This window comes from Streptomyces sp. NPDC101110 (assembly GCF_044759525.1).
Classification (GTDB): domain Bacteria; phylum Actinomycetota; class Actinomycetes; order Streptomycetales; family Streptomycetaceae; genus Streptomyces.
Genome location: NZ_JBIVZM010000001.1, coordinates 417,784 through 443,586, shown reverse-complemented (window position 1 = coordinate 443,586; position 25,803 = coordinate 417,784). Strand labels below are relative to the sequence as shown.

At 71.8% G+C, this 25,803-nt stretch carries 27 protein-coding genes; 12 read left to right on the top strand and 15 right to left on the bottom strand.

The window, feature by feature from the left end; translation table 11 throughout:
• Nucleotides 1-159: 159 nt before the first annotated feature.
• Together ACIQU3_RS02120 and ACIQU3_RS02115 are read right to left on the bottom strand one after the other, a co-directional pair.
• On the bottom strand, nucleotides 160-957 hold the full coding sequence (locus ACIQU3_RS02120; RefSeq protein ID WP_403724749.1) for a hypothetical protein: 798 nt from the start codon (nucleotides 955-957) through the stop codon (nucleotides 160-162).
• A gap of 153 nt (nucleotides 958-1,110) precedes the next feature.
• Nucleotides 1,111-1,728 (bottom strand): RNA polymerase sigma factor, encoded by a 618-nt coding sequence (locus ACIQU3_RS02115; protein ID WP_403724746.1) that lies wholly within the window; start codon nucleotides 1,726-1,728, stop codon nucleotides 1,111-1,113.
• A 267-nt stretch (nucleotides 1,729-1,995) separates the two neighbouring features.
• On the opposite strand from ACIQU3_RS02115, the gene ACIQU3_RS02110 reads away from it, so the two are divergent.
• Nucleotides 1,996-3,255 (top strand): N-acetylmuramoyl-L-alanine amidase, encoded by a 1,260-nt coding sequence (locus ACIQU3_RS02110; RefSeq protein WP_403923031.1) that lies wholly within the window; start codon nucleotides 1,996-1,998, stop codon nucleotides 3,253-3,255.
• A 2-nt stretch (nucleotides 3,256-3,257) separates the two neighbouring features.
• Here ACIQU3_RS02110 and ACIQU3_RS02105 read toward each other — a convergent pair whose 3' ends face one another.
• The 4 genes from ACIQU3_RS02105 to ACIQU3_RS02090 form a co-directional block, all read right to left on the bottom strand.
• The gene (locus tag ACIQU3_RS02105) at nucleotides 3,258-3,653 is read right to left on the bottom strand and encodes a hypothetical protein (RefSeq protein WP_403724739.1); all 396 of its coding nucleotides are present in this window, start codon (nucleotides 3,651-3,653) and stop codon (nucleotides 3,258-3,260) included.
• 154 nt (nucleotides 3,654-3,807) lie between these two features.
• Complete coding sequence (locus ACIQU3_RS02100; protein WP_403724736.1) at nucleotides 3,808-4,362, bottom strand: hypothetical protein; 555 nt, start codon at nucleotides 4,360-4,362, stop codon at nucleotides 3,808-3,810.
• Nucleotides 4,363-4,470: 108 nt separating this feature from the next.
• Nucleotides 4,471-4,977, bottom strand: a complete 507-nt coding sequence (locus tag ACIQU3_RS02095) for a hypothetical protein (RefSeq protein WP_403923030.1) — start codon at nucleotides 4,975-4,977, stop codon at nucleotides 4,471-4,473.
• Nucleotides 4,978-5,070: 93 nt separating this feature from the next.
• On the bottom strand, nucleotides 5,071-6,738 hold the full coding sequence (locus ACIQU3_RS02090; RefSeq protein ID WP_403923028.1) for a glycoside hydrolase family 20 protein: 1,668 nt from the start codon (nucleotides 6,736-6,738) through the stop codon (nucleotides 5,071-5,073).
• 224 nt (nucleotides 6,739-6,962) lie between these two features.
• On the opposite strand from ACIQU3_RS02090, the gene ACIQU3_RS02085 reads away from it, so the two are divergent.
• The 6 genes from ACIQU3_RS02085 (at nucleotide 6,963) to ACIQU3_RS02060 (ending at nucleotide 11,854) form a co-directional block, all read left to right on the top strand.
• Entirely contained in the window at nucleotides 6,963-7,436 is a 474-nt protein-coding gene (locus tag ACIQU3_RS02085; RefSeq protein ID WP_403724727.1) for a 2-oxo-4-hydroxy-4-carboxy-5-ureidoimidazoline decarboxylase, read from the top strand.
• Between the two features lie 223 nt (nucleotides 7,437-7,659).
• Complete coding sequence (sdhC, locus tag ACIQU3_RS02080) at nucleotides 7,660-8,040, top strand: succinate dehydrogenase, cytochrome b556 subunit (RefSeq protein WP_010047075.1); 381 nt, start codon at nucleotides 7,660-7,662, stop codon at nucleotides 8,038-8,040.
• A 5-nt stretch (nucleotides 8,041-8,045) separates the two neighbouring features.
• On the top strand, nucleotides 8,046-8,528 hold the full coding sequence (locus ACIQU3_RS02075) for a succinate dehydrogenase hydrophobic membrane anchor subunit (protein ID WP_094057666.1): 483 nt from the start codon (nucleotides 8,046-8,048) through the stop codon (nucleotides 8,526-8,528).
• 19 nt (nucleotides 8,529-8,547) lie between these two features.
• Nucleotides 8,548-10,302, top strand: coding sequence for a succinate dehydrogenase flavoprotein subunit (gene sdhA, locus ACIQU3_RS02070; RefSeq protein WP_403724722.1), 1,755 nt, complete (start codon nucleotides 8,548-8,550; stop codon nucleotides 10,300-10,302).
• Nucleotides 10,302-11,081, top strand: coding sequence for a succinate dehydrogenase iron-sulfur subunit (locus tag ACIQU3_RS02065; protein ID WP_403724719.1), 780 nt, complete (start codon nucleotides 10,302-10,304; stop codon nucleotides 11,079-11,081). The genes sdhA and ACIQU3_RS02065 overlap by 1 nt, the downstream gene beginning before the upstream one ends.
• A gap of 152 nt (nucleotides 11,082-11,233) precedes the next feature.
• Nucleotides 11,234-11,854, top strand: coding sequence for a Uma2 family endonuclease (locus tag ACIQU3_RS02060; protein ID WP_403724716.1), 621 nt, complete (start codon nucleotides 11,234-11,236; stop codon nucleotides 11,852-11,854).
• A 3-nt stretch (nucleotides 11,855-11,857) separates the two neighbouring features.
• On the opposite strand, the gene ACIQU3_RS02055 is transcribed toward ACIQU3_RS02060, so the two are convergent.
• Nucleotides 11,858-14,347: a DUF4132 domain-containing protein gene (locus tag ACIQU3_RS02055; protein ID WP_403923027.1), complete on the bottom strand. Its 2,490-nt coding sequence runs from the start codon at nucleotides 14,345-14,347 to the stop codon at nucleotides 11,858-11,860.
• A complete protein-coding gene (locus ACIQU3_RS02050; RefSeq protein ID WP_361109188.1) occupies nucleotides 14,347-14,739 on the bottom strand; it encodes a hypothetical protein in 393 nt (130 codons plus the stop codon). Before ACIQU3_RS02050 ends, ACIQU3_RS02055 begins: the two co-directional genes overlap by 1 nt.
• A gap of 120 nt (nucleotides 14,740-14,859) precedes the next feature.
• Between ACIQU3_RS02050 and ACIQU3_RS02045 the strand changes: the two genes are divergently transcribed.
• From ACIQU3_RS02045 to ACIQU3_RS02035, 3 genes are read left to right on the top strand one after another with little or no spacing between them, the layout of a single operon-like run.
• A complete protein-coding gene (locus ACIQU3_RS02045) occupies nucleotides 14,860-15,267 on the top strand; it encodes a hypothetical protein (RefSeq protein ID WP_403724707.1) in 408 nt (135 codons plus the stop codon).
• Between the two features lie 12 nt (nucleotides 15,268-15,279).
• Entirely contained in the window at nucleotides 15,280-15,804 is a 525-nt protein-coding gene (locus tag ACIQU3_RS02040) for a thiol-disulfide oxidoreductase DCC family protein (protein ID WP_403923025.1), read from the top strand.
• Nucleotides 15,805-15,836: 32 nt separating this feature from the next.
• On the top strand, nucleotides 15,837-16,583 hold the full coding sequence (locus ACIQU3_RS02035; protein WP_366714188.1) for a TetR family transcriptional regulator: 747 nt from the start codon (nucleotides 15,837-15,839) through the stop codon (nucleotides 16,581-16,583).
• Nucleotides 16,584-16,598: 15 nt separating this feature from the next.
• Here the strand turns inward: ACIQU3_RS02035 and ACIQU3_RS02030 are convergent, their stop codons facing one another.
• The 3 genes from ACIQU3_RS02030 to ACIQU3_RS02020 all read right to left on the bottom strand — a co-directional run bounded on the left by ACIQU3_RS02030 (nucleotide 16,599) and on the right by ACIQU3_RS02020 (nucleotide 20,049).
• Nucleotides 16,599-18,155: an ABC transporter substrate-binding protein gene (locus ACIQU3_RS02030; protein ID WP_403724701.1), complete on the bottom strand. Its 1,557-nt coding sequence runs from the start codon at nucleotides 18,153-18,155 to the stop codon at nucleotides 16,599-16,601.
• A 176-nt stretch (nucleotides 18,156-18,331) separates the two neighbouring features.
• Entirely contained in the window at nucleotides 18,332-19,786 is a 1,455-nt protein-coding gene (locus tag ACIQU3_RS02025; RefSeq protein WP_403923024.1) for a metallophosphoesterase, read from the bottom strand.
• Nucleotides 19,787-19,809: 23 nt separating this feature from the next.
• The gene (locus tag ACIQU3_RS02020; RefSeq protein WP_003992504.1) at nucleotides 19,810-20,049 is read right to left on the bottom strand and encodes an SCO4848 family membrane protein; all 240 of its coding nucleotides are present in this window, start codon (nucleotides 20,047-20,049) and stop codon (nucleotides 19,810-19,812) included.
• A 91-nt stretch (nucleotides 20,050-20,140) separates the two neighbouring features.
• Between ACIQU3_RS02020 and ACIQU3_RS02015 the strand changes: the two genes are divergently transcribed.
• Entirely contained in the window at nucleotides 20,141-21,448 is a 1,308-nt protein-coding gene (locus ACIQU3_RS02015; protein ID WP_403724694.1) for a D-alanyl-D-alanine carboxypeptidase family protein, read from the top strand.
• Here the strand turns inward: ACIQU3_RS02015 and ACIQU3_RS02010 are convergent.
• The 4 genes from ACIQU3_RS02010 to ACIQU3_RS01995 form a co-directional block, all read right to left on the bottom strand.
• Complete coding sequence (locus tag ACIQU3_RS02010) at nucleotides 21,396-22,313, bottom strand: YihY/virulence factor BrkB family protein (protein ID WP_403923022.1); 918 nt, start codon at nucleotides 22,311-22,313, stop codon at nucleotides 21,396-21,398. The genes ACIQU3_RS02015 and ACIQU3_RS02010 overlap by 53 nt on opposite strands.
• Nucleotides 22,301-22,705, bottom strand: a complete 405-nt coding sequence (locus ACIQU3_RS02005) for a GtrA family protein (protein ID WP_403923213.1) — start codon at nucleotides 22,703-22,705, stop codon at nucleotides 22,301-22,303. The genes ACIQU3_RS02010 and ACIQU3_RS02005 overlap by 13 nt, the downstream gene beginning before the upstream one ends.
• A 122-nt stretch (nucleotides 22,706-22,827) precedes the next feature.
• Entirely contained in the window at nucleotides 22,828-23,772 is a 945-nt protein-coding gene (locus ACIQU3_RS02000) for a decaprenyl-phosphate phosphoribosyltransferase (protein ID WP_403724688.1), read from the bottom strand.
• Complete coding sequence (locus ACIQU3_RS01995) at nucleotides 23,765-24,286, bottom strand: phosphatase PAP2 family protein (protein ID WP_403724685.1); 522 nt, start codon at nucleotides 24,284-24,286, stop codon at nucleotides 23,765-23,767. The genes ACIQU3_RS02000 and ACIQU3_RS01995 overlap by 8 nt, the downstream gene beginning before the upstream one ends.
• A 133-nt stretch (nucleotides 24,287-24,419) precedes the next feature.
• Here ACIQU3_RS01995 and ACIQU3_RS01990 point away from each other — a divergent pair, with 133 nt between their 5' ends.
• Nucleotides 24,420-25,802 carry an FAD-binding protein gene (locus ACIQU3_RS01990; protein ID WP_403923020.1) on the top strand — a complete coding sequence of 461 codons (1,383 nt, stop codon included), beginning with the start codon at nucleotides 24,420-24,422 and terminating at the stop codon, nucleotides 25,800-25,802.
• Nucleotide 25,803: the final 1 nt, after the last annotated feature.

Sequence of the window (25,803 nt, the reverse complement as noted above, 5' to 3'; positions counted from 1 at the left end):
AGACCGGGCGCTGTAGAGAGTACGGGCCGCCGCGCGGCCCGTGCCGCGCGACGGCCGGGGCCTCTCCTGTGGGGGGTGGCGGCCTCGGCCGTTGCCAAGGCGAGGACCGGCGGGTGCGCGCAGTCGCCCCGCGGTGACAGCGGGCGCTCGTGGAATCCCTTACGGGTGACGGCCGTTGGGCTGGGAGCGCTTGCCCTCGCTGCTGTTCTCGCCCGCGCCGTTGTCCGCGTTCCTGCCCGAGTCGTCACCCGGCTCGTTGCCCCCGCCCGGGTCCGCGCCGGGTGTGGCGTCGTTCTGCGCGGAGTCGCCGTTCCCGGAGCCGGCGCTGTCGCCGTTCGGGTCTTCCAGCCGCTTGGCGCAGTACGCCGTGACGTTGCTCTCACCGCCCGCGACGGCCACGAGACGCCGCCAGGCCGTCGCCTCCATCGCCTTGCCGTGCTGCCGGGCCCCCTCGAAGGCGCGGCAGTGGGCTTCGGTGTCCTGAGCGGGAGCCGGGCGTTCCGGGTGCGCCGGGGCCGAGCCGGTGTCCGGGCCCGGGCTCGGGCTGTGGCTGCCGGGGGCAGGCTGTCCCGCCGGGTCGCGCGGGGCGCTGCTCGGGGCGGGCCGGCGCTCGGGGGCGTCGCCGGTGCCCTCCTCCGGCGATCCCGCGACGCCGATCGCCGCCACGGCGACACCGCCCAGCGTGAGACTGGCGAGCAGCACGGAGAGCGTCGTCCTCAGGGACCGCCCCACGTACCGCCGCTCGCGGGCCCGCCAGTCGTCCCGGCGGCGGGTGCGCGTGCGCACGGCCCCGGCGTCCCGGGCGGCCAGGAAGGCGGCCACGGCCCGCTGTTCGGCCCCGGCGTCGACACCGTCCCGGACGAGGGACGCGACGATCAGCGCCTCCACGTCGGAGTCGAGGAGGGCATGACGGGAACCACGGCCGGAGAGCCCGCCGTCGTTCGGCCGTTCACCCATGTCTGTTTCCGTCCCTGCTCGATCCGATCGATCCTTCTGCCACACCGGCGCCGGCCGGCTCGCCGGGCCCCAGTACGTCCCGCCGGTCCGCCCTGTTCAGGGCGCCCGGCCCACGCCGTGCCTGCGGGCCCGTCCGCGAAACCATCGGTTCCGCTACGTCGACTCACCCAGCGTCCGGGGAGCCTCATCCGTCACACTCTCCGCGCCCAGCCGCGTGGCGAGGCGCTTCAGACCCCGGTGGGCGGCCGTGCGTACGGCGCCCGGCCGCTTGCCCAGGACCCGCGCGGCGGCCGGGCCGTCGAGGCCGACCACCACCCGCAGCAGCACGGCCTCGGCCTGGTCCCGCGGCAGGCCCCGGACCAGTTCCAGGGCGTGCGCGGTGGAGATGGCCTCCAGCGCCTGGTCGTGCGTGCTGTGCGGTCCGGGCAGTTCCAGTACGTCCTGCTCCAGCGCGGACGACCGGGGCCGTACCCGCTGCCGGCGCAGGTGGTCCAGCGCCCGGTGCCGGGCGATGGTCGCCGTCCAGCCGCGGAAGCCGGCCCCGTCGCCCCGGAACCTGCCGAGGTCCCGGGCGATCTCCAGCCAGGCGTCGGACGCCACGTCCTCCGCGTCGTCCCCGACCAGGCCGCGCAGGTAGCCGAGCAGTCCGGGCTGTACGAACCGGTAGGCGACCGCGAAGGCAGCCTCGTCGCCCTGCTGGGCCCGCGCGACGGCCGTGCCCAGTTCCCCGTCGTACGCCTGCCCGCGCCGGGGTGCCGCTCCCTGACCCAAGTACCGTCCTCGTCCGTGTCGCGTGCGCGCCCTGCCACGGTGATCAGCGCCGATCCGCTCGGAAGTGTCACAGCGCGTCAGACGCCGGGGCCCGACGACCGTTCGGGTCGCCCCGGCCCGACGCCCTTCGGGTCCTCCCGGACCGACGACCGTTCGGGTCATCCCGGCCCGCCGTCCTCGGGACCCCGCCCCCGTGGACGTTTCGGTCAAGTGACGTACCGGGGACCTCTGCCGGCGATGCCACCGCCCACGAAAGGCGAGCGCCGTATGACATCCCGCCTCCTGCGCACCACCGTCGCCACCGCCCTCGCGCTCGGTGCCCTGGGCCTGACCCAGCCCGCCGGGGCCACTCCCTCGGGCGGTGTGCACACCGCCCGGGCCACTCCCCCGGACGGTGTGCACACCGTCCGGGTGCCGGACGACGACCCCCACGACCGGTCCCTCGCCCCGCGCACCACCGAGCAGTTCAGCATGATCGGCATCACCTGGGACGACCCGCACGCGACCCTGTACGGCATCGCGCAGGTGCGCACCCGCTCCCTGGAGAGCGGGGCGTGGACCGCCTGGCGCCCCCTGGAGACCGACGGCCGTGCGCCCGAGACCGGACCCGACCGCGACCGGACCGGCGTGCGCGGCAGCACCCAGCCGCTGTGGACCGGGCCCTCGGACGGTGTCCAGGTACGCGTGACGGGCTGGCGCCTTCCGGAGGGGCTGCGCGTCGAACTGGTCGATCCCGCGGCCGGATCGGACGGGGTGCACACCGCCGCCGTCGGACCGGGCGCGGCCGGGCCGGCAGCCGGGCCGCTCGCGGCCCCGCGTCCCACCGTGACGTCGCGCTCCGCCTGGGGTGCCGACGAGTCCCTGGTGGAGGACCCGCCCACCTACACGGGCGCCACCAAGGCCATGTTCGTCCACCACACGGCGGGCACCAACGCCTACGCCTGCTCCCAGTCGGCGTCGATCGTGCGCGGCGTGTTCCTCTACCACGTGCAGAGCAACGGCTGGAACGACATCGGCTACCACTTCCTCGTCGACAAGTGCGGCACCGTCTTCGAGGGGCGTGCGGGCGGCATCGACAAGCCCGTCCTCGGCGCGCACACCTACGGGTTCAACACCGCCACCAGCAGTGTCTCCGTGCTCGGCGACTACTCCACGGCGGCCACCAACGCGGCGGTGCGCGCGTCGGTCGCGAAGGTCGCCGCGTGGAAGCTCGGCCTCTACGGCATCGACCCGACCGGGACGGTCGTGCTGACCTCGGGTGCCGACAACGGCAAGTACAAGCTGGGCCAGAAGGTGACGTTCCGCCGCATCTCGGGCCACCGCGACGGCTACCCGACCGAGTGCCCCGGGCAGAACCTCTACAACGACCTGCCCGCGATCCGCGCCCTGGCCGCGAACGCCGGCACGACCGGCACGAGCGACACGACCGGCACGACCGGTACGAGCGACCCGACCGGCACCGAGCCACCCGGGCCCTGGTACGAGGGCCTGGCCGAGGACCGCGACGAGGAGGTCCTGCCGCGCTGACGCTAACGCCGGGGCGCGGTGCTCATCGCGTCCCGGCACAGCAGCCGCAGCGAGCCATGGCCGCCGTAGCAGCGACGGGCCTCGTCGATGGGGTCCCACAGGCGCCCGTCGGGGGTGCGGATCCAGTGGTCTCCGCCGGTCGCCCACCACTCGGCACCGGTCTGACGCGCCATCACCTCACCGGCGTACGCGCCGAAGCCGCGCAGTACCTGCTGGACGGCGGCGTCGGGCGCCCCCTCCCGCCGTATCCCCTCGATCATCCGGTCGACACTCCACAGGCTCTGCGCCGAGTAGTCGAGGTGCAGCCGTGCTCCCTCGCGCATCGTCGCCACCGTGTCCGCCGCCCATCGCAGCGGCTTCGCAGCCGCCGATGGCCTGGTCTCCGCTTGAGTCGTCACACCCGTGAAAGCGCTGGGGCGATGCGTTTCGTCACCCGGAATCGGCGACTTCCCCGAAGCGGCGCAGGACCGCCCCACCTCGCCCAAGGGACAGTCACAGGACTTGCCCAGGAACCGGGTTTAGGCCGGTCGGGGCTCCTGGGGCCCGCTTCCCTCAGCCCTGTTGCCGACTGCGGCGGGAGACCACCGCGCGCAGGACCCGTCGCCCCTCGACCGACACCTCCAGGGCCCGGCGCAGCCCGGCCGGACCGTGTCCGGCCAGGACCTCCAGCACGGTGACCTGGCGGCGCAGTTCGGCGGCGACGAGGGGCGACATGCCGTCCGTACGCCCTTCGCGGCGGGAGTCCACGGACGCGGCCTCGTCCTCGGCGGTGTCGAGGAGCCGGTGGATCTGGAGGGAGGCCACGGAGCAGGCGTCGGCCCACACCCGGACCGCGGCGGCGGACCGCTCGGCGGGGGCGGCCTCGAGCATCCGGTGGGCGAGCGCGACCGCCTCGTCCCCGGTGCCGGCCGCGTCAAGCTTGCCGCGCGCCTGCTCCAGCCGCTCGCCCCACTCCTCGGCACCGGCGCCGTCGCTGAGACTCGCCCACACCGGCCTGAGGATCTCGTCGTCGCCGCCCAGCAGGGGCACGCACCGATCCAGACAAGCCAGCCCGCTCGCGGCCAGCCCGCGCTCGTCGGCCTGTGCGATCAACTCCACCAGGCTCATCCACGTCTCCCTCCGCGGGTCTTCTCCGGGGCCCGGCCAGGCCGCTGCCAGCCGTAAGCCCTCACGGAACCCGCACTTCCCCTTACTGCGCGCAACGGCCCCGGAGTGTCACAGGGGCACCACGCCCAGCCTGTCGAGGAAGCGGAACAAGAGGTTTTCGGCCAGGGGATCAGGGTCTGAAGTCAGTACGTCCACCAGTGCGTTGGCGTTCACCTCGCACCCGGCCTCCGCGGCCCAGCGCACCGCCCGCTCGGCGGCGTCGCCAGGCTCCAGGAAGTAGTCCTCCAGCGCGAGGCCCTCCCGGTCCGAACCCAGGTACCCGGCCATCGCGGAGCGGGCGAGACAGGTCGTCCACGCCCCGCTCCGCGGGGCCGCGGCCTCCAGCACCACACACTCGCTGTTCATGACGTAACCGAAGAGCGCGGGCGCCCCGGTCTCCCGGGCGAGGGCGTTCATGTTGCCGATGTCGCCGTCACTGCTCGGGTACTCCCACACCTGCCATCCGCCCGGCGCCGAAGCGCGCTGCGTGAGGCCCTCCCCGGCCCCCGCCAGCGCGTCCAGCTCCGCCAGCGGCCGCTCCCCGCGGCCCACGACGAAATATCCCCAGTAGCCCATGTCCCGGTTCCCCCCGGCATATTCGATGCTGCTCGCGAGAAGACCACCACAGTCGTACGGGAGTTCGCAGGCGTATGGGCCAATTCGTGCCGGTCAGCCGAGCCTGTCCGCCAGCGCCCGGAACTGCGCCCAGGACAGCTCGGGCTCACCCGGGTCCCACAGCTTCTGGACGGTCGCCCGCAGCGGCATCCGGATCCCGGCCGCCACCTGCTCCTGCGTCTGGGAGTCCGCGAGGTCGCACCACACCGCGAAGGACCCGCCGAGGATCTGGCCGTCGTAGCGCGCGGGCACGGCCGTGGTGCCGCGCAGCACCCGTGGCGTCCACTGCTCGTAGATCCGCTCCCCCGTCGGGTAGACAAAGGTCTGCGGCTCGCCGAGGACGTAGTACAGGAACTCGTCGTTGTAGTTGATCACCTTGCGGCCGGCCTGGAGGTACTCCAGGGGCTCCCGGGCGCCGATCTCCTTGCCGGTCCAGTAGGCGACCTGGATGTCCTTGGCCGGCTCGACGGACGTGCCGCGGAAGAAACCGTCGTTCCACGCGCGCGGGGTGCGCCCGTTCTCGCGGACGGTGGCGGCCCGGTCGTTGAGCCATCCGGTGGTGAGGTCGGCGACCGTGGCGCCGGAACCGTACTTCTGCTGCGCGGCCGCCGCCAGCTGCGGGAACGTCGCCTCCGGGTCGGAGCGGACCAGCGCCTGGTACTCGTCGGCCCCGAGGTGCCAGGGCTTGCCGGGGAAGAGATCCGCGTACTCGTTCAGCAGCTCGTCGACGATCTCGGCGCTCTCGGGCTTGGAGATGTCGATGGCGCCCTGCACCGCCGACCCCTGCGCGGTGCGCAGCTGCAGGTCGGGGTGGGCGCGGAGGACCGCGCCCAGGTGCCCGGGTGAGTCGATCTCGGGCACGACGGTGATGTGCCGGCTCTCCGCGAGGTCGATGATCTTCCGCACCTGCGCCTTGGTCAGATGCGGCTGGGACACGATGTCCGGCTGCGTGTCGGACTCGATCCGGAAGCCCTGGTCGTCGGAGAAGTGCAGCCCCAGCTGGTTGTACTTCAGGTCGCCCAGCTCCCGGACCCGGTCCTCGATCCAGTCGGCCGTGAAGTACTTGCGGGCGATGTCCAGCATGAACCCGCGCTGCGCCTTGGCCGGTGCGTCCTTCACGACGCCCTCGGGCGCCGTGCCGCCGTCGTGGGTCTCCTGCTTGAGCGTGCGGGTGCCGTAGAACACCCCCGCGTCGGTGGGCCCGTCGATCTCCACCCGCCCGTCGCGCACGGTCATCGTGTACGACTCCGGGTTCGCGCCCTTGTCGCCGTTCAGCGCCAGCCGCAGATCACCGGCCTTCTTGTCACCCTTCTCGCCCGCGTACGTCATCCCCAGCTCGCCGGCGACCAGCCGTCCCTCGTCGGCCAGTGCCGGGTCGTCCACGACCACCCGGTTGCCCTTCTCGGGCTTCCAGCCCGGGCCGCGGGCCGGCTCGTGGTCCCGCACGGCGGGGATGGTCCGGGGCGCCTCGGACAGGGGGTAGGAGCGGGTCGGGCTGGGGGTGGGGGCCGCTTCCGGGGTCCCGTCCGGTGGCGCCGCCGCGCTGGCCCCCCGCGAGGATCTGGCCTGCGAGCCGGTGGACCCGCCGTCGCCACCCGAGGCCGCCCAGAGCCCGAGACTCACCCCGGCCGCGACCACGACCAGGGCTACCGCCATGGCCACGACCAGCACCTGCCGCTGTTTCCCCTGCTTCGCCGAAGTCCGGCGCCTGTGCTGACTCACCCAGCCAACCTAAAACCCGGCGCGGAATGGCGCGCGTCCACCACGCGCGCCGAAACTCTCCCTCCCGGGTGAAATTGCGGCATCCTTCGGACACGTCATGGTCGTACTCGGTAGCGTGACGTCACATCTCTCACAACCTGCCCTGCCGACACACGTGACGCCCACGAGGATCCACGCTGCCCGCGCACCGTCTCCCAGATCTCCCCGGCCGACTCGTCATACCGGTGGAGGACTTCAATGCAGCCCCCGAGGAGGACCTGGAACAGGCCCTCCTCTCCTGCCTGCGCAGCCTCCGCTGGTCCCGGCGCGTCGCGGCGCACCGCCCCTACCCGGACCTGGACTCCCTGCTGGCCGCGGCGGACGAGGCGGCCTACGACCTGACCTGGCCGGAGCTCACGGATGCGCTGGCGGCCGAGCACCTGCCCACGCTCCCGCCCGACACCTACTCCGCGGCCCATACCGCCCTGAGCGCGGCCCACGCCGCCTACGAGGCCCGCTTCGGGCACGTGTTCGTCATCTGCCTGGACGGCGTGTCCCCCGCGGAGACCCTGGACCGGCTCCTGGAAGCCATCCGGTCACGATTGACGAACGATCCGGAGGAGGAGCGGGCCGTGACGGCGGACGAACTCCGGCGGCTCGCGAGGGAACGGCTGATCAGCGCCTTGAGGGGCGCGGGGAACTGCGCGATCAACCACTGACGGCCCGCGCCCCGGCGGCCCCGGGCACTCCCACCCCCCCCCTTGGCCGCACTAGCCCACCAGTACCCCTTTGCGTGCCAGTTTGATCACACCCCGGGACCCCGGCGCAGCCCGGCCGCAGCGCCTCGCTACGATGCTGGGGGCCGGTGGACCGTACCCGGCCGGGCCCGACCGACACACCAAGCCGGCGCGGCCCCAATCCCCGCTCCCGGAGGAAACTTCCGTGCCGGCTGGAACGCTGTACCGCGGCCGGGAAGGAATGTGGTCCTGGGTGGCTCACCGAGTCACCGGCGTCCTCATCTTCTTCTTCCTGTTCGTTCACGTGCTGGACACCGCCCTCGTCCGCGTGTCCCCTGAGGCCTACGACAACGTCGTGGCCACGTACAAGACGCCGATCGTCGCGCTGCTGGAGTACGGCCTCGTCGCCGCCATCCTCTTCCACGCGCTCAACGGCCTGCGCGTCATCGCCGTCGACTTCTGGATCAAGGGCGCCCGGTACCAGAAGCAGATGCTCTGGACCGTCGTAGCCCTGTGGGTCGTGCTGATGCTCGGGGCGATCTACCCCGTCCTCGGCCACGCCGCTCGTGAACTCTTCGGGAGCTGACGCCAATGTCCACGACTGAGAAGTCCGCCGCCGGCGTCGGCCCCGTCGAGGGCGGCGCCGTCTACACCGTCGACAACCCGGCGCCCTTCATCGAGGCCCCGCGCAAGCGCACCAAGAAGACCCCGAAGAGCACCCGGGGCAACTTCGAGCTGGCCGCCTGGCTCTTCATGCGTCTGTCCGGCGTCGTGCTGGTCGTCCTCGTCCTCGGCCACCTGCTGATCCAGCTCGTGCTGGACGGCGGCGTCTCCAAGATCGGCTTCGCCTTCGTGGCCGGCCGCTGGGCGTCCCCGTTCTGGCAGGTCTGGGACCTGCTGATGCTGTGGCTCGCCATGCTGCACGGCGCCAACGGCCTGCGCACGGTCATCAACGACTACGCGGAGCGCGCGAACACCCGGCTGTGGCTCAAGGGCCTGCTCTACACCGCCACGGTGTTCACCATCCTGCTGGGCACGCTGGTGATCTTCACCTTCGACCCGAACATCCGCTAGGCACGGGGCTGCGAGAATCATGAAGATCCACAAGTACGACACCGTCATCGTCGGCGCCGGTGGCGCGGGCATGCGCGCGGCCATCGAGTCCACGAAGCGCAGCCGCACCGCCGTGCTGACCAAGCTGTACCCCACCCGCTCCCACACGGGCGCCGCGCAGGGCGGCATGGCCGCCGCGCTGGCGAACGTGGAGGAGGACAACTGGGAGTGGCACACCTTCGACACGGTCAAGGGCGGTGACTACCTGGTCGACCAGGACGCCGCCGAGATCCTGGCGAAGGAGGCCATCGACTCGGTCCTCGACCTGGAGAAGATGGGCCTGCCGTTCAACCGGACGCCCAACGGCACGATCGACCAGCGCCGCTTCGGCGGTCACAGCCGGAACCACGGCGAGGCCCCGGTCCGCCGCTCCTGCTACGCGGCCGACCGCACCGGCCACATGATCCTCCAGACGCTGTACCAGAACTGTGTCAAGGAGGGCGTGGAGTTCTTCAACGAGTTCTACGTCCTGGACCAGCTGATCACCGAGGTCGACGGCGTCAAGAAGTCGGCCGGTGTCGTCGCCTACGAGCTGGCGACCGGTGAGATCCACGTCTTCCAGGCGAAGTCCGTGGTCTACGCGTCCGGCGGTTGCGGCAAGTTCTTCAAGGTGACGTCCAACGCGCACACGCTGACCGGTGACGGCCAGGCGGCCGTCTACCGTCGCGGGCTGCCGCTGGAGGACATGGAGTTCTTCCAGTTCCACCCGACCGGCATCTGGCGCATGGGCATCCTGCTGACGGAGGGCGCCCGCGGTGAGGGCGGCATCCTCCGCAACAAGGACGGCGAGCGCTTCATGGAGAAGTACGCGCCGGTCATGAAGGACCTCGCGTCCCGTGACGTCGTCTCCCGCTCCATCTACACGGAGATCCGTGAGGGCCGCGGCTGCGGTCCCGAGGGCGACCACGTCTACCTCGACCTCACGCACCTCCCGCCGGAGCAGCTGGACGCCAAGCTCCCGGACATCACGGAGTTCGCGCGCACCTACCTCGGCATCGAGCCCTACACGGACCCGATCCCGATCCAGCCGACGGCGCACTACGCGATGGGCGGCATCCCGACGAACGTCGAGGGTGAGGTCCTGGCGGACAACACCACGGTCGTTCCCGGTCTGTACGCCGCGGGCGAGGTCGCCTGCGTCTCCGTGCACGGCGCCAACCGCCTCGGCACGAACTCGCTGCTGGACATCAACGTCTTCGGCAAGCGCGCGGGCATCGCCGCCGCCGAGTACGCGCAGAAGGCGGAGTTCGTCGAGCTGCCGGAGAACCCGGCCGAGCTCGTGATCGAGCAGGTGGAGCGGCTGCGCGACGCCACCGGCAACGAGCGGGTGGCGGAGCTGCGGCGCGAGCTGCAGGAGACCATGGACGCCAACGTCATGGTGTTCCGCACCGAGCAGACCATCAAGACGGCGGTCGAGAAGATCGCGGAGCTGCGCGAGCGCTACAAGAACGTGGCGATCCAGGACAAGGGCAAGCGGTTCAACACGGACCTGCTGGAGGCCATCGAGCTGGGCAACCTGCTCGACCTCGCCGAGGTCATGGCGGTCTCCGCGCTCGCCCGCAAGGAGTCCCGCGGCGGTCACTACCGCGAGGACTACCCGAACCGCGACGACGTCAACTTCATGCGGCACACCATGGCGTACCGCGAGGTCGGCGCCGACGGCTCCGAAACCGTCCGTCTCGACTACAAGCCGGTCGTCCAGACCCGCTACCAGCCGATGGAGCGTAAGTACTGATGGCTACCCCCGTTCTGGACAAGGAAGACGCAGCCGGCAAGCCCGAGCCCGGTTTCGCCGACTCCCCCTACATCACGGTCACCTTCCGCATCCGCCGCTTCAACCCGGAGGTCGCGGCCGAGGCGGTCTGGGAAGACTTCCAGCTGGAGATCGACCCCAAGGAGCGTGTCCTCGACGGTCTCCACAAGATCAAGTGGGACCTCGACGGCACGCTGACGTTCCGCCGCTCCTGCGCGCACGGCATCTGCGGCTCGGACGCGATGCGGATCAACGGCAAGAACCGTCTCGCCTGCAAGACGCTGATCAAGGACATCAACCCCGAGAAGCCGATCACGGTGGAGCCCATCAAGGGCCTCACGGTCCTGAAGGACCTCGTGGTCGACATGGAGCCGTTCTTCCAGGCGTACCGCGACGTCATGCCCTTCCTCATCACGAAGGACACGAACGAGCCGACGCGTGAGCGTTTCCAGACGGCCGAGGACCGCGAGCGCTTCGACGACACGACGAAGTGCATCCTCTGCGCCGCCTGCACCAGCTCGTGCCCGGTCTTCTGGAACGACGGCCAGTACTTCGGCCCGGCCGCCATCGTCAACGCGCACCGCTTCATCTTCGACTCGCGTGACGAGGCGGGCGAGCAGCGCCTGGAGATCCTGAACGACCGCGACGGCGTGTGGCGCTGCCGCACGACGTTCAACTGCACGGACGCCTGCCCGCGCGGCATCGAGGTGACGAAGGCGATCGCCGAGGTGAAGCGTGCGCTGATCACGCGCCGCTACTGAGGCTCGCCGGTTGCTGACGAGGGCCCTGTTTCCGCTGGAAACGGGGCCCTCTGGCATATGCCACACCATCGGGTGAACGCAGCGGAGCGGCCCGCACGGACGTCGTCCGGCCTACGATGATGCTCTCGACACCAGTTCCCAGGAGGCACCTGATGTCCGCAGCTTCCGTCGAGCAGCCCTTCCACGAAGAAGAGCCGGTCACCCTCACGACCATCGCCGACGAGATCATGGAGCGCCATCCGGGCTACCGCGTCGAGATCATCGGAGGCCATCTCCTCGTGACCCCGTCCCCGGATGCACCTCATGCTCGCGCCCTGACCAAACTCATGCGGCCGTTCATCGCGGCCGGGTTGGACGACGGCGAGACCGAAGTCCTCCAGAACGTCGGCCTCTGGCTCCCCACCGGCACCGAGGACTACGCCATCCCCGACCTCGTGGTGGTGGACGCCGACATCGACGACCACTTCGTCGAGAACAACGCGTACGACCCGGCGTGTTTCCGACTCGTCCTCGAGGTCACCTCCGGCAACTGGAAGGACGACCTCCAGACCAAGGTCGCCGCCTACGCCGAGGCCAAGGTGCCCGTCTACGTCGTCGTCGACCGCAAGCACCAGCGCCTGCATGTCCTCACCGACCCGGTGGGAAGCGGCTACGAGAACCACCGCCCGCACGCCCCCGGCGAGCTCGTCACCCTCCCGGACTCCATCGGGGCGAAGGTGACTCTCGATGTGGCCGAGGTCCTCAGGGCGGGCCGGCCGAAGACGAGCGACTGACACTCACAACTGGCTCAGGATCGACGGATCCGTGATCTTCGTGTCCGCCGCCAGCATCATCGCCTTGCTGAGGATGACCGACAGCATGCGGTCGCCCTCGTAGGGGAGGTAGCCCGTCCCGGGGTTCGTCGGGGCGGACTTCGGGACGATGCAGAGGTACTGGTCGTTCGGGGTCATGAGGATGTTGCCCGAGCCCAGGTGGATCTTGTACGTGTGGCGGTCGCCCTTGACGTGGAGGAAGCGGCCCTCCAGCGTGCAGCGGTCGGCTATCGCCAGGCGCGGGACCAGGCGTTCGAGCAGGAGCCTGCGGGTCTCGGCGCTCGCGTTCAGCTCGCCGAAGCCGTACGACGTCCAGTACTCCCGGAAGCGGCCGCCGGGGCCGCCGTCCTGCCAGGTCGGGTCGTTGCCGACGCTGGCCACGCCGACGAACAGGTCGACGTCGCGCAGGACTTCGGAGAGAACCAGGGGCGGGACGTCCTCCAGGGGCACCGGGGCGACGGTGTCCTGGCCGGGGGCGAGCCACATGGTGTACGCGCCGCCGGAGCAGTGTGCCGAGTTCTGCGGGGCGTCGAGCGGGTAGAAGCGGACCTGGTCGGTGCGCAGGCGCAGATAGCTGCCGGATTCGGTGGTGTCGACGCCGTACTCCTCGCCGTCGCCCTCGATCCAGTACTCCGCGCGCAGGCCCCACCGGGGCAGTTCGCGCGTGGCGGGCGGAGCCGAGTCGTCGACGCACAGGCGGAGTTTGTTGTGCCAGCCGCGGAGCGCCGCCAGGGAGTGGAACTGGTGCTGGCGCAGGACGTGGGCCGCGAAGCGGTTGGAGTAGGTGCCGGTGGCCCGCTCGGCGTCCGTGAGCAGGTAGACCTCGCGGTGGGCCTGCTTGAACGGCTGGGTGACGCCGTGCCGCTCCAGCCAGTCGCGCCAGGCGACGATCTCGGCGGGTTCGTGGCCGACCGGATGCCAGAGTTCGACCCGGTCTCCCTTCGTCAGGGGTTCGTCGGCCAGCGTGCGCAGCTCGCCGCCCGCGAATCCGGCCGTCCTGCCGTCGATCGTCCACAGCAGGCGGCGGGCCAGGGTGCCGACCAGCGGGTGGTCGAGGTAGCGCTCGCGCCACACGGCGTACGGCCAGCTGCGGCGGGCCAGGAACTGGCGGTCCAGGCGCTCGCTCTGCGCCGAGAGCATCTTGTCGATGTCCTTGACCGCCGTCTTGAGGTCCTTCAGTTCCTCCGGGTGGTCGCGCTTCACGGCCGCCGGCACGGTCCTGACCGGCTTGCCCGCTGCGTTGCGCCAGCTCAGCACGGCTCGGGGGCCGCGGACTTCGAGGAGTGCCGTCGACTCGCCCAGGCGGTGTTCGGCGGTGCCGACGTCCGTCAGGCCGTACGCAGGCACCGCCAGTTCCTCGATCTCGTCGCGGGCGAGGCCGAGCGCGGTGGCGCGATTCTCCAGGGCTGTGTCGAGGAGCTTGGCCGTGCTCTTGTACGTCACCCGGGTGGCCAGCCGGGCGAGTTCGGCGAGGGCCGCCTCGGAGTCGATGCGGGCCAGTGCGACGACACCGGCGTTGGCGACCTTCGGGTTGCGGGGGCCGAGGCCCGCGACCTTCTTCAGTGACGTCTCGACCAGAGCGCCCAGAGCCCGGGCCGTGCCGGGGTGGGGCGGCAGCAGGGAGAGAAGCCAGGCCAGGCCGCGCAGGGCCGTGGCGTTGTACGGGTCGTAGGCGTTGTCGACATCCGGCTCCCACTCCCGGCGTTCCAGCGGAAGCGTGCGGGGGCGGCCGACGAGGGCGAGCCAGGACAGGACGGTTTCGCGGACGCGGTCGGCGCCGAGGGTGTCCAGCAGGGCGCGCGCCCCCTTGTCCCACTTGGCCGTGGGCTTCGAGGCGGTGGCGGTGAGGACGTGGGCCAGCAGGGCCTGCCAGTCGGGGCCGGTGGCGTCGCTCAGGGCCTGTTCCGCCCAGGCCTCGCCGACGTTGAGGACGGGGTCGGTGAGCTGCCGGGCCAGCGCGACGAGGTCGGCCGCGCGGTAGGCGTCCAGGGCCGCGCGGCGCACGACGGCCACGACGGGGGCCGGGAGGGGCCGGCCCGCGGCCAGTTCGGCCCGGCACAGGACCTCGAAACGGGCCACGTACCAGAAGGAGTGGTGGCGGGCGAGGTCGTCCAGGGCCTTGCGGCGCTCGGCGGCCAGCGGATCGTCGGCGAGCCGCTCCGAGCCGTCGAGGCCCTCGGCGATCAGGGTGCACAGGGCGAGATGGCGGCAGCGGGCCTCGGTGTCGTCACCGGCCTGGTGGAAGCGGTCGGCCAGGGCGTGCAGCAGCGCGCGGCGGTACTCGGCCGACAGGGAGCGGAGCTGGTCCAGCACCTTCTCCCAGCCCGCGCCCCAGGCGCCGCGGCTGGAGTCCATGACGCGCAGCGCCTCGTCGGCGACCCGGTCGATGTCGCCGTCGGCGATCCTGGTGCGCAGCCGGTCGGCGTGCGACCGGGGTGTGCGGAAGGAGTTCATCAGCCACCTACCAGGGGGACGAGCTTCAGGAACGTGACTTCGGTGCCGAGGGCGAGGTCGATCTCCTCGTCCGGGTCGGTGACCTGACGGTCCCCCACCAGCACCAGGAAGCCGTTGCCCGCGAAGGCCCGCTCGGCCAGGGCCGTCTGCCGCTCGGGGTCGATCCGGCGGGGCGTGCGCACCGCGTAGCCGTTCAGCACGCGCTCGGTGTCCTCGGGCTGCACGAGCCCCTGGAAGACCTCCGGCGTACGGGCGTTGTACTCCGCGACCTCCTGGAACACCCGGCGCCGGATCAGTTCCCGTACGGTCAGCCGTTCTTCGGCGATCTCCAGCCCCCAGGCCGTGCGCCGCTCCCCCGCCGTCGTCTCGTCGACGAACGTCACGATTCCCATGCGGACGACAGTACGAGGCACCACTGACAATCTCCCCCTGGCCTTGTGTTGAACATGTTCAAAAGTAGGTCTAGAGTCATCCCCGACAGCGTTTTGAACGTGTTCAAGAAGGGTGGGGCAATGGACCGCACGGTCATCGCCTACGTCATCTACCTGCTGGTCAGCATCGGCCTGACCGTCTGGGTGGCCCGCACGCTCAGCCGGAACGGCAAGGTCTTCCTGGCCGACGTGCTGCACGGCAACGAGAAACTCGCCGACGCCGTCAACCACCTCCTGGTGGTCGGCTTCTACCTCGTCAACCTCGGGTTCGTCGCGCTGTACCTCAGCGGCGACGGGACCATCACCGACGCACGCGGCGTCTTCGAGGCCCTGTCGACCAAGCTCGGCGTGGTGCTGCTGGTCCTCGGCGTGATGCACCTCGGCAACGTCTACGTGCTCAACCGGATCCGGCGCCGGGGCGCCATGGAGCGCGAGCAGGTGCCGCCCGTGCCGCCGCAGGGCTGGGTCGCCCCGCAGCCCCAGGCCTGAGCGGAGACCCAGGTGAACGCGAACGGCACGAACGCCGGCGGCCTCCAGGCGGCCGCACCGGTCCGCCGGCTCACCGTCCTGTACGACGCCGAGTGCTCCCTGTGCGCGTTCCTGCGCGACTGGCTCCAGCGGCAGCCGAAGCTGGTGCCGCTGGAGCTGGTCCCGGCCGCCTCCGAGGAGGCCAGGCGGCGCTTCCCCGGCCTCGACCACGGCGCCACCCTCGACGAGATCACCGTCCTCGGCGACGCCGGGCAGGTCTACCGGGGTCCCGCCGCCTGGGTCGTCACCCTGTGGGCGCTGCGCGAGCACCGGCCGCTCGCCCACCGGTTGAGCACCCCGGCCGGCGCCCGGCTCGCCAAGGGCGCGGTGCTCGCCGCCGCCAAGTGGCGCGGTGCGCAGTGGCACCGGGGACAGGGCGGCGGAGCGCAGTGGGGCGGCCAGGTGTACCGGCGTGCGGACGGCTGGTCGTACGACCCCGTCAGCGGCTGGAGCCACACCGCGCCGGGCTGCGCCGACGGCACCTGCGCCCCCCGGTAGCCGGGCCCCCGCTGACGTTAGGCTCTCTTCCCGTGTCCGCGAAGAACGACGGCCCCGACGACGGCGCCCTCCCCACCAAGTCCGAGCAGACCCGCGCCCTGATCCTGGAGACGGCCATGCGGCTGTTCCAGGAGCGCGGCTACGACAAGACGACGATGCGGGCCATCGCCAAGGAGGCCGGGGTCTCCGTCGGCAACGCGTACTACTACTTCGCGGGCAAGGAGCACCTGATCCAGGGCTTCTACGACCGGATCGCCGCCGAGCACCAGGTGGCGGTCCGGGAGATCCTGGACCGGGAGCGCGACCTGGAGACCCGCCTCGCGGGGGTGCTGCGGGCCTGGCTCGACATCGCCGCGCCGTACCACGAGTTCGCGGTGCAGTTCTTCAAGAACGCCGCCGACCCGGACAGCCCGCTCAGCCCGTTCTCCCCCGAGTCGGAGCACGCGCGCGAGGAGGCCATCAGCGTCCACCGGGAGGTGCTCGCCGGGGCCACGAAGACCAAGGTCCCCGAGGAACTGCGGGACATCCTTCCCGAGTTGATGTGGCTGTCCCAGATGGGGCTCGTCCTGTACTGGATCTTCGACCGCACCGAGGGGCGCGAGCGCAGTTACCGGCTGGCCGAGCGCGGTGCCCGGCTCACCGCGCGGGGTGTCGCCCTGGCCCGCTTCCGGGTGCTCCGGCCGCTCGTGCGCGAGGTGCACGAGCTGTTCACGGAGTTCCTGCCGGGGATGACGAACGCCATCCCCGATCCGGCGGCCCGGCGGCGTACCGAGTCCTGAGGGCGGGCCCGGCCGTCAGAGCGCGGTGAGGCTCCACAGTCGGAACACGCCCGTGCCGTCCGACAGGTACTGGCCGCCGCCGACGTCCTCGGAGGTGACGACGTACTCCTTGGCCTGCCACAGCGGCAGCACCGGCACGTCCCGGGCGACCGTCCGCTGCACCGAGCGGAAGTCCCGCTCGGCCTCGGTCCGCTCGGCGTAGCGCCGGCTGTCCTTGATCAGCCGGTCGACGGACTTGTTGCTGTAGCCGGTGTTCATGGCGCTGCCGGTGCCGACGAGCGCGGCGCCGAAGGTGTCCGGGTCGGGGAAGTCGGCGACCCAGCCGACGGCGTACGCGTCGAGCCCGCCGCTCGCCCACTGCTTCTGGAAGGCGGTCCACTCGTAGCCCTTGAGGGTGACCTTGAACAGGCCGCTCGCCTCCAGTTCCTTCTTGATCTCGGCCGCCTCCTGCTCACCGGCGCCGCGGCCCTCGGCGTAGCCGTAGGTGAAGTGCACGGGCAGGCTGACTCCGGCCTTGGTGAGGAGCTGCCGGGCCTTCTTCGGGTCCGGCTTCGGGTAGTCGTCGAAGAACGAGGCGGTGTGGCCGGTCAGGCCCGCAGGGATCAGGGAGTAGAGCGGGTCGACGGTGCCGTCGTAGACGGTGGCGGCAAGCTCCTCGCGGTCGATCAGCCAGGCCATGGCCTGCCGGACCTCCGGGTCGTGCAGCGGCTTGCCCGGGCGGGTGTCGAAGTACAGGTTGCGGGTCTCCGAGCCGTCCGCCTCGTAGACGCGCCGCCCGGGGTCGCTCGGGTTGAGTGCGGCGAGGACGCGGGGCGGCAGCTGGTCGGTCACGACGTCGATCCGGTGGTCCTTCCAGGCGGTGTCCAGGGCCTGAGGGCTCGCGTAGTAGCGCAGCTCGACGGGTCGGCCCGCGCCGCCGCCGACGGCGCCCCGGTAGTGCGGGTCGGGCGCGAGGACCGCCTCGCGGTCCTTCGAGTAGGAGGTGAGGGTGTACGGGCCCGTGCCGTCGACGCCGGTATCGGTGCGGAGCTTGCCGGCCGGGTACGCGGTGCGGTCGACGATCGAGCCGGCGCCGGTGGCCACCTTGAAGGGGAACGTCGCGTCCGGCGAGGTCAGATGGAACGTGACGGTCATGCCGGCGGCGTCCACGGACCGGAGCGTGCCGAACAGGGACGCCGGGCCGAGCGGGGCCTTGATCTTCAGGATCCGGTCGAAGGAGAACTTCACGTCCTCGGCGTTCATCGCCCGGCCACTGGGGAAGGTGAGGCCCTCGCGCAGCTCGCAGCGGTAGGTGGTGAGGTCGCCGTGGGCGAAGGCGCAGTTCTTCGCCGCGTCCGGTACGGGGGCGGTGCCGCCCGGCGCGAAGGTCAGCAGGGACTGGAAGACGTTGCTGAACAGCGCCCAGGAGCCCGCGTCGTAGGCGCCGGCGGGGTCGAGCGAGGTGACGCCGTCGGTCGTGCCGACCGTGATGGTCTTCCCGCCGCCCCTCGACGGCAGGAACTGCCAGGCGCTCGCGCCCGCGGCGGCCAGGACCAGCAGCACCGCGAGTATCCGTATGCGAACCGATCGCATCGGCTTTGCCCTCCCCAGACCCCTGAAGGGCCTTGTGCGTATGCCGCACCCCTTTGCGGCGGGCTCACCCCATCACAGGATTTTGAGCAGGGGGAAGGGAAAACTGACGAGTTGGGAAAGAACTTACCGATGGGCTGTTCGGCCCGTTTCACAGCGTTCTCACAGGGTCGTGGCGGTCAGGCCTGCTTCGACGCGAGTTCGATGACGGTGATGTCCGAGGGTGCGCCGACCCGGGTGGGCGGGCCCCAGGCACCGGCGCCGCGTGAGACGTAGAGCTGGGTGTCGCCGTAGCGGTCCAGGCCCGCGAGGGTGGGGTTGGCGCCGGCGGCGACGAGGTTGCCGGGCCAGAGCTGGCCGCCGTGGGTGTGGCCGGAGAGCTGGAGGTCGACGCCGTGCTCGACGGCGTCGTGGATCTGGACGGGCTGGTGGGCGAGCAGCACGCAAGCGCGGGCGGTGTCCCGGTCGCCGAGCGCCTTCGCGAAGTCGGGGCCCCGGCCCTCGTCCTCGCCCGCGATGTCGTTGACCCCGGCCAGGTCGAAGTACGGCATCTCCCGGCGGGCGTTCTCCAGGGGGTCGATGCCCAGGCGGCGGACCTCCTCCACCCACTGCTCGGCGCCGGAGAAGTACTCGTGGTTGCCGGTGACGAAGTAGGACCCGTGACGTGCCCTCAGCTGCGCGAGCGGGGCCGCCGCGGGCCCGAGGTCCTTCACGCTGCCGTCGACCAGGTCGCCGACGACCGCGATCAGGTCGGGCTGGGTGCCGTTGATCGTGTCGACGACCTTCTGTGCGAAGCCGCGTCCCAGGACCGGGCCGAGGTGCACGTCGCTGACGACCGCGATCCGGTACCCGTGCGCGGCGCGCGGCAGCTTGGCCAGGGGCACGGTGACCCGCTTGACCTTCGGCCCGCGCAGCACACCGTAGGTCCCGTACCCCACGGTCCCGACGGCGGCGGCCGCCGCGGCTCCGGCGACGACCCGGGAGACGAACAGACGGCGGGAGGGGCCGGCGGGGAGGGCGGTGCCGGCCGGGTCCGGGGTGGCACGGGGCTCCGGAGCGCCCTCGGGCGGAGCGTCCGGGGCCGCGGCGGAGGCGGGCGCGCCCTCGTCGCCGGTCGCGGCCTCGGACGCGGAAGCAGTCCTTCCGCCGCCGCCCGCCCGCGAGCCGGCCGCGGGCACGGCGGTCGTGGTGGAGGCCGCGCCCGCACCGCCGCCGGGCTGCGAGGCGCCCGCGGAGACGGGGGCCGTCCCGCTGCCGTTCGCCTGCGGCGCGGTGGTGCCGTTCGGCTGCCGGGCCTGGTCCGTCCGTCTCGCCCGGTGTTCGAGGAAGCGCCGCAGGAGCGGCCGGACGATCTCCCCGGCCACCACCGCCAGCAGCAGGTATATCGACAGGGCCAGCCAGAGGAAGCCCGGCCAGGCGAGGGTCTGCTGGAGCGGGAAGGGGGCGCCGGAGCGCTCGGCGACCAGGGCTCCGATCGCCAGCACCCAGCCACCGGCGATCAGGACCGCACCCGCGCGGCGGACGAGGCCCGGGCCGCTGGTGGTGTCGCGGAACAGGCGCCGCCACACGTACCAGTTGGCCGTCACGACGACGGCCAGGACCAGTACGGCCACGAGTACGAAAACGATGACCACGGTGTCGTGTCTCCCGATCGCCGCTATGACGTCCGGCGCAGTGCGCGCAGACCACGCAACCCGATGGCCCCGATGACCGTCCCCAATACGAAGGAAACGACGGCGAGCAGCAGGTGCACCCAGAAGTAGGCCGTGGGACGGCCGTCGTCGAAGGCGAGCCCGCTGCCGTCCTTGACCAGGTTCTTGACGAAAGTGATCCAGATGACCCAGCTCCACACCCCGAAGGCGAGCAGGAACCAGGAGACGGGGCGGCTGAGCTTCATGCACCCAGTATCGCCAGGACCTGTCCGGTTCCGTTCGCGGGGTGGGGCGGGGGGCGGGACTTCCCCCCGTACGGCATGTACGTTTCCGACCGTGTCCGCTCAGAAACTGACCGTCCGGCGATCCCTGCTGGTCACCTCCGCCCTCCTGTCGTCCCTCGCCCTGGCCGCACCCGCCGCCGTCGCCGCCCCGAAGCCCTCGGGCAGCCCGTCGGCGAGCCCCTCGGCCACGCCCCCGGCGTCGATGTCGGGCGTGGGCGGTGCCCGGCTCGGCAGGCCCGGCACGCAGGTGAACCTGGCGAGCGGCGTGCCGGTGCTGCCGAAGGACGTCACCGCCCGCTCCTGGATCGTCGCCGACGCCGAGTCCGGGGACGTCCTGGCCGCGCACAACGCGCATTGGCGCCTCGCCCCCGCCAGCACGCTGAAGATGCTGTTCGCGGACACGCTGCTGCCGAAGTTCCCGGGGGACACCAAGCACAAGGTCGTCCCCTCCGACCTGGCCGGGATCGGCTCGGGCTCCAGCATGGTCGGCATAAAGGAGGAGGAGACGTACACGGTCCACGACCTGTGGCTGGGCGTCTTCCTTCGCTCCGGGAACGATGCCGTGCACGTGCTGTCCGCCATGAACAAGGGTGTCGACAACACCGTCAAGGAGATGAACGAGCACGCCGAGGAGCTCCAGGCCCTCGACACGCACGTCGTCAGCCCGGACGGCTACGACGCCGAGGGGCAGGTCTCCTCCGCGTACGACCTGACGCTGTTCGCGCGGTCCGGGATGCAGAAGAAGGACTTCCGTGAGTACGCCTCGACGGTGCGGGCCAAGTTCCCCGGGGAGACCAGGAAGGGCAAGAAGGGCAAGAAGGTCCGCGAGTCCTTCGAGATCCAGAACACCAACCGGCTGCTGGCCGGCGACTCGGACGTGCCCGTCTACCAGGGCATCGCGGGCGTCAAGAACGGCAACACCACCAACGCCGGCGCCACCTTCACCGGCGTCGCCGAGCGCGGCGGCAAGGTGCTGCTGGTGACGGTGATGAATCCCGAGAAGCCCGAGCACAACGAGGTCTACAAGGAGACGGCCCGGCTGTTCGACTGGGGCTTCAAGGCAGCCGGGAAGGTGCAGCCGGTGGGTGAGCTGGTGCCGCCCAAGGGTGCCGCGCAGGGCGGTGCCCAGCCCGGTGCGAACCCCTCCGGCGAGGCCGGCGGCTCCGGGGACGGCGGCAGCGGCAGGACCGGGGCCGGTTCGAAGCCGGCGGCGAGCGCCACGGCCGCGGACGGTTCCAGCGGCATCGGGACCGCGCTCGGCATCACGGGCGGGGCGCTGGTGCTGCTCGCGGGCGCCGCGTTCCTGGTCAACCGCCGGTGGCCGCTGCCGGATCTGGTGCGCCGCCGGCCCCGTCCGTGACCTGCGGGACTTCGTCCGTCTTGCTCTGCGTCGCGGTCCATGCGGCGCAGAACAGCACCAGCTTCGAGGTGAAGTTGATCCACAGCAGCAGCGCGACGGGCACCCCGAACGCGCCGTACATGCTTTTCGCCGCCACCCCCTGCAGATAACCGCTGAGCAGCAGCTTCAGCAGTTCGAAGCCGATCGCGCCGGTCAGCGCCGCGACGAACAGGCGGTGGCGCGTCGGCTCGACGCCGGGCAGCAGCGTCAGCACGTAGAGCAGCAGCAGGAAGTTCGCCAGCACGGCGATCAGGAACGCGGCGAGGTGCAGCAGGACCCCGCCCCAGCCGCCCTCGTCGATGCCGAGTTCCCGGGTGATCCAGCCGATCATCGCGGAGGCGACGGCGGAGGCGGCGATGGTGACGAGGAGCGCGCCGCCGAGGCCGATCAGGACGCCCGCGTCCTTGCCGTAGCGCACGGCGGGGTTCTCCTCCTCGTCGGGCAGCTCCCACACAGCCCGCAGGCACTCGCGCATCGAGCCGGCCCAGCTGACGCCGGTGAAGAACAGCAGGCCGCCCGCGATGAGCCCGATGGTGCCGGCGTTGTCGACCAGGCCGGCGACGTCGAGCTGGTCGGAGATGCCGGGGACCTGCTCGGCGAGCTTGTCCTGAAGCTTGTGCTCCTGCTCCGTGCTGAGCGTGGCGGCGGCGATGGTGGCGGACACCGTCAGCAGCGGGAACAGCGCGACGAAACTGGTGAAGGTCATCGCGGCGGCCAGCCGCGTCCACTTCACGCGGTCGAGCCGCTCGTACGACCGCCACGCGTGGGTGATCATCAGCCGCTCCGCCCACGGCCCGATCACCGGGAATCTTTTCAGCCAGTCCATGATCCGACTCTGCCCTCCGCCCGGAACACCCATGTACGGGTACCCCAGAACCGCAGGACTGTGGCCAGCGCCATACCGACGACCGTGCCGGAGACGGTGTCCGCGCGCTGCGAGGTGAGGCCGAGGGCGTAGTGGCTGACGGCCAGGCACAGCAGCTGGACGGCGGCTCCGGCGAGGTTCACCGCGAAGAACGCGCCGTAGGCCCGCAGGCCGGGGGTGCGGACGGTGCGGTAGGTGCCCAGGGCGTTGCCCGCGTAGGCGACCGTGCAGGCGGCCAGGAAGGAAACGGACTTGGCGGTGAGCGGGTCGAGTCCGGCGGGGCCGCGCAGCGCGGTGAACAGGGCGAGGTCGACGGCGTAGGCGAGGAGACCGACGGTGGCGAAGCCGAGCAGTTCCCGACGGCGGGGGGTGCCGGGGCCGCGCCACCCCCGGGCCCGACGGCGGGGGGCGCCCGGGCCGCGCCACGCCCGGGCCCGGTGGCCGGGGATGTCCGGGCCGCGCCGTGCTCGCGTGGTCACCAATTCGCCACGGCCAGGCCGTACATCGCCACCCAGGCCACGCCGATGAGGGCGAGGGCGCGGTCGCGCAGGACGACGTCCTCGGGTTCGCCGGCCGTGCCGCGGTCGGCGAAGACGGCGTACCTGAGGATCGCCAGGATGAAGGCCACCATGGACAGTTGGCGCCACGGCAGCACGCTGGTGTGCGGGACGCCGCCCTCCTCCATGGCCCACAGGCAGTAGCCGAGGACGGCGACACCGGCCGCGAGCTGCCAGACGAAGCGCAGGTATCCGGTGGTGTACTCGGTGAGCAACGCCCGGGTCGCGCCCGCCTTTCCGGCCATCTGGACGGCTTCCGAGTAGCGCTTGGCCGACACCATGAACAGCGCGCCGAATCCGGTGGTGATCAAAAACCAGCGGGACAGCGGGATGCCGAGGGCGAGTCCGCCGATCATGGCCCGCATCAGGAAGCCGGTGGTGACGACAGCGAGGTCGACGACCAGGACGTGCTTGAGGCTGATGCAGTAGGCCAGTTGCATAGCGAGGTAGGCGGTCAGCAGCGCGGCGACGGCCGGGCCGCACAGCCAGGCCGCGGCGGCGGGCGCGAGGACACCGAGGCAGCCGCCGACGGCGTAGGCGACGGGTACGGGAACCTGTCCGGCGGCGACCGGGCGGTGCCGTTTGACGGGGTGGGCTCGGTCGGCGTCGGCGTCGCGGGCGTCGTTGACGAGGTAGACGGCGGCGGCGCAGGCGGTGAAGAGGAGGAAGACCAGGGCGAGTTGGATCAGGGCGTGGCGGGAGAAGAGTTCGCCGGCGGCGGCCGGGGCGGCCACCACGAGGACGTTCTTGACCCACTGCTTCGGGCGCGCGGTCCTGAGGAGACCGGCCAGAAGCCCGCCTTTGCGGGGTGGTGCGGGCCGCTCCTCGTGGGTGCGCTGCCGCAGGACGGCCGTCTCAGCCATGGTGGGCACCTCCCCGCATCCAGCGGGCACCGAGCCGGGCCGTGAGCGCCCCCAGGGCCGCACCCGCCGCGACGTCCGTGGGGAAGTGGACGCCGGCCACCAGCCGTGAGACGCACACCAGGCCGGCGAGCGGCGGGACCGCGGGTGCGCCCAGCGCGCCGAAGGCGACGGCGGCGGCCGCGGCGGAGGTGGCGTGCGAGCTGGGGAAGGAGTGCCGGCCGGCGGTGCGCACCAGGGGCTCGACGTGTGCGGGGCGCGGCCGGCGCACGACCCGTTTCACCCCCATGCTGACCAGGTGCGCCCCGGCGGTGAGGGCGGTGCCGCGCAGCCAGGCGCCGCGTCGCCCGCTGTCGACGGCGGCTCCGGCGAGCCCCGCCGCGAGCCACAGCGCCGCGTGCTCCCCCGCCCAGGACAGGGCACGGGCGGCGCCGGCGACGCGCGGGTCGGTGCCGCACTCCCTGAGCGCCGAAGCGATCCGGTGGTCCATGTCGTGCAGGTCGTCGAGGTCGTCCATGTGGACTCACTGTTCACGCCCGTCAGGTCTGAACTCCGGCAATATTGAGCGACATCCCATTAATCACCCATTTCGGGGAGGGATGCCATGTTCTCGAACTGATCGTTCACAGTAGGGCGATACGGTCACGAACATGTCTGCCGACACCGATTCCGACCCGGACGTCATGGGCCTGGACCACACCACCGTCACCGGTTGGGGCCGCACCGCACCCACGGGTGCCTGGGTCATCCGTCCGCGGACGTACGAGGAGGCCGCGGCGGCCGTCCGGGACTGCGGGGCGCGCGGCGGGATCCCCCGGGGCCTGGGACGGGCGTACGGGGACGCGGCGCAGAACGCGGGCGGCTCCGTGCTCGACATGACGGCCCTGGACCGGGTGCACGCGATCGACGCCGACGGCGGGACCGTGCTGTGCGACGCGGGCGTCTCACTGCACCGGCTGATGGAGGTGCTGCTGCCGCTCGGCTGGTTCGTGCCGGTCACCCCCGGCACCCGCTACGTCACCGTCGGCGGGGCGATCGGTGCCGACATCCACGGCAAGAACCACCACGTCTCGGGCTCCTTCGCGCGGCACGTCCTCGCGCTCGAACTGCTCACCGCCGACGGCGAGATCCGCACGGTGATCCCCGGCACGCCGCTGTTCGACGCGACGGCCGGCGGCATGGGCCTGACCGGCGTGATCCTCACCGCGACGATCCGGCTCCAGCCGGTCGAGACGTCGCTGATGTCCGTCGACACCGAGCGGGCGTCGGACCTCGACGACCTGATGGCCCGGCTGGCGGCCACCGACCACCGCTACCGCTACTCGGTCGCCTGGATCGACCTGCTGGCCCGGGGCGCCGCCACCGGGCGCGCGGTCCTCACCCGCGGCGACCACGCACCCCTGGACGCGCTCCCGGCACGCCTGCGCCGCGACCCGCTCGCCTTCCGCACCTCCCGCCTCCCGGCGACCCCCGCGATCCTCCCCGAGGGCCTGCTCAGCCGGACGACCGTGGGCCTGTTCAACGAGCTGTGGTACCGCAAGGCCCCGCGCGCCCGGACCGGCCGACTCCAGCGGATCTCCGGCTTCTTCCACCCCCTGGACGGCGTGCCCCACTGGAACCGGGTCTACGGCCGCGGCGGCTTCGTGCAGTACCAGTTCGTCGTCGGCTACGGCCGGGAGGACGCGCTGCGCCGGATCGTGCGCCGCATCTCCGAACGCCGCTGCCCGTCCTTCCTGGCCGTCCTCAAGCGCTTCGGGGACTCCGACCCGGGCTGGCTGTCCTTCCCCGTGCCGGGCTGGACGCTGGCCCTGGACATCCCGGCGGGCCTGCCCGGCCTGGGCGCGTTCCTCGACGAGCTGGACGAGGAGGTCGCCGCCGCCGGGGGCCGCGTCTACCTCGCGAAGGACGCCCGGCTGCGTCCCGAGCTGCTCGCTGCCATGTATCCGCGTCTCGGCGACTTCCGCGAGCTGCGCGCGCGGCTGGATCCGAGCGGGGTGTTCGTGTCCGACCTGGCCCGCCGCCTCAGTCTCTGAG

Coding starts and splice junctions, on each gene's coding strand:
- ACIQU3_RS02020 (WP_003992504.1), bottom strand. CDS start 20,049: ATGAAGCTCAGCCGCCCCGTCTCCTGGTTCCTGCTCGCCTTCGGGGTG.
- ACIQU3_RS02000 (WP_403724688.1), bottom strand. CDS start 23,772: ATGGCTGAGACGGCCGTCCTGCGGCAGCGCACCCACGAGGAGCGGCCC.
- ACIQU3_RS02045 (WP_403724707.1), top strand. CDS start 14,860: ATGGACCGCACGGTCATCGCCTACGTCATCTACCTGCTGGTCAGCATC.
- ACIQU3_RS02055 (WP_403923027.1), bottom strand. CDS start 14,347: ATGAACTCCTTCCGCACACCCCGGTCGCACGCCGACCGGCTGCGCACC.
- ACIQU3_RS02065 (WP_403724719.1), top strand. CDS start 10,302: ATGGCTACCCCCGTTCTGGACAAGGAAGACGCAGCCGGCAAGCCCGAG.
- ACIQU3_RS02010 (WP_403923022.1), bottom strand. CDS start 22,313: ATGGACTGGCTGAAAAGATTCCCGGTGATCGGGCCGTGGGCGGAGCGG.
- ACIQU3_RS02030 (WP_403724701.1), bottom strand. CDS start 18,155: ATGCGATCGGTTCGCATACGGATACTCGCGGTGCTGCTGGTCCTGGCC.
- ACIQU3_RS01995 (WP_403724685.1), bottom strand. CDS start 24,286: ATGGACGACCTCGACGACCTGCACGACATGGACCACCGGATCGCTTCG.
- sdhA (WP_403724722.1), top strand. CDS start 8,548: ATGAAGATCCACAAGTACGACACCGTCATCGTCGGCGCCGGTGGCGCG.
- ACIQU3_RS02060 (WP_403724716.1), top strand. CDS start 11,234: ATGTCCGCAGCTTCCGTCGAGCAGCCCTTCCACGAAGAAGAGCCGGTC.
- ACIQU3_RS02095 (WP_403923030.1), bottom strand. CDS start 4,977: ATGGGCTACTGGGGATATTTCGTCGTGGGCCGCGGGGAGCGGCCGCTG.
- ACIQU3_RS02120 (WP_403724749.1), bottom strand. CDS start 957: ATGGGTGAACGGCCGAACGACGGCGGGCTCTCCGGCCGTGGTTCCCGT.
- ACIQU3_RS02100 (WP_403724736.1), bottom strand. CDS start 4,362: ATGAGCCTGGTGGAGTTGATCGCACAGGCCGACGAGCGCGGGCTGGCC.
- ACIQU3_RS02075 (WP_094057666.1), top strand. CDS start 8,046: ATGTCCACGACTGAGAAGTCCGCCGCCGGCGTCGGCCCCGTCGAGGGC.
- ACIQU3_RS02050 (WP_361109188.1), bottom strand. CDS start 14,739: ATGGGAATCGTGACGTTCGTCGACGAGACGACGGCGGGGGAGCGGCGC.
- ACIQU3_RS02110 (WP_403923031.1), top strand. CDS start 1,996: ATGACATCCCGCCTCCTGCGCACCACCGTCGCCACCGCCCTCGCGCTC.
- ACIQU3_RS01990 (WP_403923020.1), top strand. CDS start 24,420: ATGTCTGCCGACACCGATTCCGACCCGGACGTCATGGGCCTGGACCAC.